Origin of the sequence: Rectinema subterraneum (assembly GCA_009768935.1) — a bacterium.
Lineage (GTDB): Bacteria > Spirochaetota > Spirochaetia > Treponematales > Rectinemataceae > Rectinema > Rectinema subterraneum.
Window position 1 is genome coordinate 10,316 of record WESA01000049.1, and the last position, 2,096, is coordinate 12,411.

5 protein-coding genes are annotated in these 2,096 nt (G+C 51.8%); 1 reads left to right on the plus strand and 4 read right to left on the minus strand.

Going from position 1 to position 2,096, the window contains the following annotated elements:
• The first annotated feature begins 47 nt into the window (after positions 1–47).
• Positions 48–464, plus strand: coding sequence for an OsmC family protein (locus GAP13_RS10850; RefSeq protein ID WP_158908340.1), 417 nt, complete (start codon positions 48–50; stop codon positions 462–464).
• Between the two features lie 124 nt (positions 465–588).
• Here the strand turns inward: GAP13_RS10850 and GAP13_RS10855 are convergent, their stop codons facing one another.
• Genes GAP13_RS10855 through GAP13_RS13325 form a run of 4 tightly spaced genes read right to left on the minus strand, consistent with a single transcriptional unit; the run spans position 589 to position 1,940 of the window.
• Entirely contained in the window at positions 589–921 is a 333-nt protein-coding gene (locus tag GAP13_RS10855) for a hypothetical protein (protein ID WP_158908341.1), read from the minus strand.
• Positions 922–932: 11 nt separating this feature from the next.
• Positions 933–1,301 (minus strand): YlbF/YmcA family competence regulator, encoded by a 369-nt coding sequence (locus tag GAP13_RS10860; protein ID WP_158908342.1) that lies wholly within the window; start codon positions 1,299–1,301, stop codon positions 933–935.
• A gap of 9 nt (positions 1,302–1,310) precedes the next feature.
• Positions 1,311–1,700 (minus strand): YlbF/YmcA family competence regulator, encoded by a 390-nt coding sequence (locus GAP13_RS10865; protein WP_158908343.1) that lies wholly within the window; start codon positions 1,698–1,700, stop codon positions 1,311–1,313.
• Between the two features lie 18 nt (positions 1,701–1,718).
• Positions 1,719–1,940, minus strand: a complete 222-nt coding sequence (locus GAP13_RS13325; RefSeq protein ID WP_158908344.1) for an FmdB family zinc ribbon protein — start codon at positions 1,938–1,940, stop codon at positions 1,719–1,721.
• Between the last annotated feature and the right edge of the window lie 156 nt (positions 1,941–2,096).

Consider the following 2,096-nt stretch of genomic DNA (forward strand, 5'->3'; position numbering starts at 1 on the left):
TATTATTTTTATTATTTTGCAATATTGCAACAATAGGAGCAGCAAGAATGAACGAACATCCCCAAAGCAAGAAATATGAAATCTCGCTGAGTCGGGAAAACGGAAAAATCGCACTGGCGTCTGCCCATGGAAGCACACTACGAATGTCGCTCGTGGGAACCGAACCCGAACTGGGCTTTACCCCACCGGAAACAGTCATTGCGGCCTACGGCGCCTGTATCATGTCGAATATCAACAAGGTAGCCCAGGCGGAATCCCTGAAGATCGATGACATACGAATCGACTTTACCGCTCAGAAACGGAACGATCCCCTGGGTCTGGAGCACATCCACTGCAAGATTGCCGTAAAAAGTTCCGCTCCCAAAGAAAAACTTCAGCAATTGCTGACCAAAGCCACCACCGACGGAACCGCGACGAACGCCCTGCAGGAGGGCCTTAAAGCGGACTTCCAGTTCGAAGTGTAATTAAGTTGCAGATGGCTCTAAGCGGCGCGCAAACGCTGGCATTATAGAGGCAAGCAGCAATCCTATAGCAATCGCCGCAACAAGAAGGAGCGGTTGAATGCGGTCGAGTACCCCAAGCGATGCGTCACCCGCGCTGTTCTGTTTGATCTTTTCCATGCAATATCCCCTCTATTTCCGCGCGGATCTTCGACTCGGAAATCTTGCCGCCTGACTGTATGATCCTGTCGCCAACAAGAATGACTGGCATTTGCGCCGTCCCGTCGCCTAAGGCCTGAACCACAAGCGGCATATCGAAAAATGCCTTGCTGAACAACGGCACAAATTCAAACGTGACCGTACCGGGATACCTGGCGCTGATTCTCGTTTCTATGAGCTGCACCGCATGTTCCCATGTATCGCCACAGGCATTCGGCGCCGCAGGCGGCGCGATAACTCTAACGCGAATTGTATCGCTCATATAAAACCCGCTCAGCCGCAATTCGCCGGCGGAGCCGCCGCTTGCGCATAGTTGAAGCCAAGCAGCTCGCTGATTGCACTATTGCATTCGGTCAACACATCGAGGACTTCCGCACGAGCCTGCACAAAACGCTGCGTGATCGGATGGTTGCTCACTTGCGCCTGGAGTGTCCGGATTGTGTTGAGTTCTTCCTGAGTGAGCGTTCCGTCATATTGCTTTTTTCGGGCAATAATAAGGTTTTCGTTGTAACGCTTCCTTAGAGCCGCCAGCTCCGAGTCGTTAAAAAAATCATCGTTCGCGTTCCTGAAGGTACTCACTTTGGGATTATTCCCAAGAGTCGAGATAAAGCGATCTGCTGCCTGCTGTAATCGTGCTTCCATGGTTTCTCCTCAACCGCAACATCCGGTCTGCGGTTTGGTCATATCTGCAAGATCGATACCGAGTTTCTCGGTCATGTATCGGTTGAGCTCCTGCAACTCGGCAATCAGGCTCTTCTGAGCCTCGAGAAAAGCCAGAATAGTAGGCTGTTTGAATGTCTCTTGCTGCATACGCTCGAGTTTCCTGCGTTCATGGTCGGACAGCCCTCCCCAGCTTGCAGACAATTGCGCTTTCTGCTCAGCAGCCTCCAGCTGCTTGAGCATGTTTCGCGCTTCAGCATCCGTGCTGAGACGATCTCGTGCTTTCTCGAATATTGCATAGTTCCCTGTTGCAGCAATTGCCTTCGCAAGCGAACGGGATGCCTGCACATAGCTCTCTGCCTCAAGCATTATATCTGTCATGCACTCCTCCATTGGATTTCAGCCGCAGCATCCTGAACCGGGATTGGGCCCGCAGGAAAACGCGCCACCAGCGCTTCCTGCAGCTGTTCTGCGGAAAATGCCGATACTGCTGAATACCTGCGCTGTATTCTTCGATGCGCAATTCGGACATACCGGATTGAGCCCTTTTGCTTTCTCTTCCATAGTTGCCTGGACTTCAAAAACATTAGAGCAGTCCCGGCAGCGGTATTCATACACCATAGTCACATCACCCCTTTTTACGCACTTTCGGTTTTGCGCTCCGCAAGGAGCAGCTCTGATGCCTCAGCCACCATGGGCAAGCCAGTTATTTCCGTATCGAGAAGCGGCATGATGGTGATTGGTTTCTTGAACAGCGTCTCGATTTCGGCAAGATAC